At 61.7% G+C, this 4,245-nt stretch carries 3 protein-coding genes; all 3 read right to left on the reverse strand.

Annotated elements, in window-relative coordinates; genetic code table 11:
* Positions 1–1,501, reverse strand: a 1,501-nt coding sequence (locus tag HV670_RS29320) for an efflux transporter outer membrane subunit (RefSeq protein WP_246258096.1), incomplete at its 3' end; no start/stop codon positions are given.
* A gap of 5 nt (positions 1,502–1,506) precedes the next feature.
* The gene (locus HV670_RS29325; protein WP_175108436.1) at positions 1,507–3,117 is read right to left on the reverse strand and encodes an MDR family MFS transporter; all 1,611 of its coding nucleotides are present in this window, start codon (positions 3,115–3,117) and stop codon (positions 1,507–1,509) included.
* A 2-nt stretch (positions 3,118–3,119) separates the two neighbouring features.
* A partial coding sequence (locus HV670_RS29330) for an HlyD family secretion protein (protein ID WP_217478558.1) occupies positions 3,120–4,245 on the reverse strand: 1,126 nt, incomplete at its 5' end.

The following is a 4,245-nucleotide window of genomic DNA, read 5'->3' on the forward strand; positions in this document are numbered from 1 at the left end:
TATTCGTCTCGCCGGTCTGACTTCCCGGTGAGGGTGACATGACGTCAGCGAGCCCACCTCCAGTTGCGAGAAAGAGGCCGACCGTCTGAACATAGCGCGTCGTTCGGGCCTGGACGAGTCGAAGCTCAGCCAGCTGCTGAAGCCGCTGTGCATCGAGGACCTGGACGATGCCAGCGTTGCCAACGCGATAGCCGAGTCGGGTCAGACGCAAGGCAGCGTTGGCGGAGTCCAGGGCCTGCTGCTCGGTTCGGACTTCGTCCGCGGAATTGCTCAGGCCGTGCAGGTTGTCCGCGACTTGGCCGAATGCCGTGAGCACGGTCTGCTGGTATTCAGCGAGGGTCGCCTGGTAAGCATCCTGCATTTGCCGACGATGGGCTGACAGGGCGCCCCCGTGGAAGACCGGTGCCGTCAGTCCACCGATAAGGCTCCATGCGGCACCGGAAGGGCCGGATATCAGGCCTTGTTCGGCAACAGCCGCACTCAGCGTGAAGCGAGGGTACATGTCTGCCGTCGCCATTCCGACCGCGGCGTTTGCCGCGTGCAGCCGCGCCTGCGCAGCGCGAATGTCGGGCCGGGCGCGCACCAGATCAGACGGCACGACCAATGGAATGTCCGCCGGAAGTGTCAACGTCGCGAGCTTGAAGTCCGGTGCTGTCCACGCGGCCGGTGACTGACCCACAAGAATGGCCAACGCATCCTGCGCGACGTCGAGTTGCTGATGCAGCGGAGGCAGCATGGTGCGATCGCTGTCGAGCTGACTTTGCGCCGTGGTGACATCCATCTGTGTCGCCACGCCGGTCTTGTACGCTGCCTGGACTAACTCCAGGTTTTGCTGGTCGGATGCAATGACACTTTGTGCCACCTCAATCTGTGCCCGAATCGAAGCAATCTGCAAGGCCTCGAGAACGGTATTTCCCGCGACGCTGAGATGGGCGGCGTTCACGACTTCTTTCTGAACGTCCGCGTCGGATGCGGCAAATTCTATTTGACGTCGTTCCGCGCCAAACACATCAAGGTCGTAGCTGACTACGGCACCGCCCGTGTAGGAGGAAAAAACCGGGAAGGTGAAGGCTTCGGGGCCGAGGAACGAGGCGCCGTACTTCTCGCGCCCCGCACCGGCTACCGCATCAACTTGCGGATAGAGGCCGCCTCGAGCGACTGCCACCCCCTCGCCGGCCTTTGCGAGGTTCGCTCGGGCCGCGTCGATAGACCAATTGTTGGCGAGCGCCTGCTCGACGACACGGTCGAGTTCCGGGGATTGCAACAACTTCCACCAGTCCGCCCGTAGATTTCCGCCCATCACTACGTGCTGCTCGGTTTCGCCAGAGCTCGTCGAAACAGGTTGCTGCACGTAGTCCCGATCCGTCGGCGGGGAAGGCGCCTTGAAGTCGGGGCCGACAGCACAACCACCGAGGCAAAGCGCCAACAACAACCCTGCAAGCACCGGTCCGGGTGCAAGGCGAATTCCATCCATGGCAAGGGCCAAGGGCTTGCGTTTCATCGTGTTCAATGTGCCTCCCCGCCTGAACGGGCCTTCGATTTCTTTAGCAATAGGACCGCGAACAGGGCCAGGCCCAGAAGGGCGCTTTGAAGAATGATGGTGTCGCTGTAGGCAAGCATCATTGCCTGCCGGTGAATGGCTCGCCCAACCATCACCATGGCCTCGCGCCGGGCATAGGAAGGGTCGCTGATGCCGTGCTGGAGGAAGGTTTCGGTCAAGCCATTCAGGCGCGTGCGCGTGGCGTTGTCGAGTAGTGAGACTTGTGCCGTGAGTACGTCGGAATGGAACTGGTCCCGCTTGGTCAGAAACGTCTGGATCACAGCGATGCCGATCGCGCCGCCGAGGTTGCGAACCATATTGAATAGCGCAGCCGCGGACCCCGCGTACTCGCGTTCGATGCCCGCTACTGCCATCGCCGATAGCGGCGTCATCACCATCGACTGCGCCACCGCGCGCACAAGGCTCGAGGCAAGGAATTGCGGGCCGGAGAAATCGCCGGACAGATTCGTCGCCAACAGACTTCCGACAATAAACAGAACGAATCCAACCGTCACCAGCAGGCGTGGATCGACATGCTTCATCATCTTTGGCATCAAGGGAAGAATGAGAAGCTGGGGCAGCCCGATCCAGATGATTACGCCGCCGATCTGTTCGGCGTTGTAACCCTGGATGCGGCTCAAATAGAGCGGAACGATATAGATCCACCCATACATGGACAGGCCAAAGAAAAAGTTAGCGATGGTGCCAAGTCCGAAATTGCGTCGCGCGAGTAGTCGCAGATGCAGCAGGGGCTGCTTGCGCACCAGCTGCAGAATGACGAACGCGACGAGGGACACGACGGCGACGACGGTGAGTCGGACGATGAACTGCGAGCCGAACCAGTCGTCCTTCTCGCCCTCTTCAAGCACGGTCTCCAGCGCCCCGAGGCCGATGGCAATTGTGGCGATGCCAAACCAGTCGCCTCGTCGCAGCAAATCGAACTGACGGGGTTCCGGATCGAGCGAAATCCAGAGCATCGCGAACATGACGGCGCCCGGCAGAAGATTGATGAAGAAAATGGACTGCCAGCCGAACGTCTCGTTGCAGAATCCACCGATCACCGGCCCGATCGCGGGGGCGAAGATGGCGGAGATTGAATAGATGGCCAGACCGATCGCGTGCTTGGACGGCGGCAACCGGGTCATGATGATCGAGAATGCCAGTGGAATGAGAACGCCGCCGGCAAAGCCCTGCATGGCTCGCACGACAATCATCTGGCCGAGATTGGTCGTGAAAGCACAGGCAACTGTCAGTACCAGGAACAGGAGTGTATTGGTGAGCAGATAGGTGCGCACGGAAAACACTCGAGCAAGCCAGCCACTGATCGGAATGACGATGATTTCCGCCACCAGGTATGCCGTGGTGATCCAGCCACCCTCGTCCGATCCCGCGCCGATCGCACCCTGGATGTCCGCTAGCGACGAGCTGACGATCTGGATATTCAGGATGGCGAGGAAAGCACCCAGTGCCGCGCCGACCACGGCGATCCAGGTCCTCGTCGAGACATGTTCATCCACCGTCTGGGCTGCGGCCGGGGAGGGGCGCGCTGTCGTAGTCGCTAGTGCTGGAGCGGACATGCTCATTTCCCCGCGATCCGGCTCACGGCCTGCGTCCTGGTATCGATTTGCGCCTCGACCGACATGCCGGGGCGGATCCGTCCAGCCAGGGCTTCATCGAGCGAGAAGACGATCTTCACGGGCACGCGCTGGACAATCTTGGTGAAGTTGCCGGTCGCATTGTCGGGCGGCAGCAGGCTGAACTCCATGCCGCTCGCCGGCGCAATCGTATCGACATGGCCGACGAGGTCATGGTCTGGGAAGGCGTCGACCCGGACGATGGCTGGCTGACCCGGCTGAACCCCAGTGAGTTGAGTCTCCTTGAAGTTCGCGATCACATAGACCCGTTGAAGCGGTACGAGTGCCATGAGCTGGGTACCCGCCTGGACATACTGGCCCACGCGGACAGAGCGAGCCGCCACGGTACCGTCGATCGGCGCGACGATGCCGGTGTAGCTCAAGTTGAGCTCCGCCTGATGCTTGCTGGCCTCGGTCCGTGCCAACTGGGCCTCGGCCAGTTGCCGCTGCGTGGTGAGAATGCCGACCTGCTGGCGAGCGGTGAGCGCCGCAGCCTGGAGGCGCTCAAGATTCGCTCGTCCCTCTTTCGCGTCGGTGGATGCGCTGTCAGCTTGCTCGACCGAGCCATACCCGACCTCTGCCATCTCGTGCCGACGAACGTCGTTACGTTGGGACAGGCTTAAGGAGGCGGCAGCCGCGGTAACGCTAGCATCGGCTTGCCGGATCAGGGAACCCTGGGCGGCAAGCTGGGCATCCAGATGGGCGACGGCTGCGGTAGCCGCGGCGACATTGGCGGTGGCATCATCCAGGGCCGTGCGAAGATCCCGGTCGTCGATGCGCGCGAGGCGCTGCCCCGACTTTACCGACTGGTTATCATCGACCATCACGTCTGCGATATAGCCAGACACCTTTGGCGCGACAATCGTGGAGTCTGCCTGGACATAGGCGTCGTCGGTCGACTCGATGAACCGCCCGACCTTCCAGTAATGCGCACCCTCCACACCGCCCACCACGACCAGCGAAGCTGCAGCCAATGCGGCTATGACGCGCGTGAGAATCTTTCCAGCCCCCACCTTTCGGTCGGTTCCATGCTCGGTATTGCGCTTGGACGTGTCAACCACATCTGGCGCT

Origin of the sequence: Pararobbsia alpina (assembly GCF_902859895.1) — a bacterium.
GTDB classification, from domain to species: Bacteria; Pseudomonadota; Gammaproteobacteria; order Burkholderiales; family Burkholderiaceae; genus Pararobbsia; species Pararobbsia alpina.

What these genes read in the sequence shown, in the direction of transcription:
- HV670_RS29325 (WP_175108436.1), bottom strand. Translation starts at nt 3,117, where the DNA reads ATGTCCGCTCCAGCACTAGCGACTACGACAGCGCGCCCCTCCCCGGCC.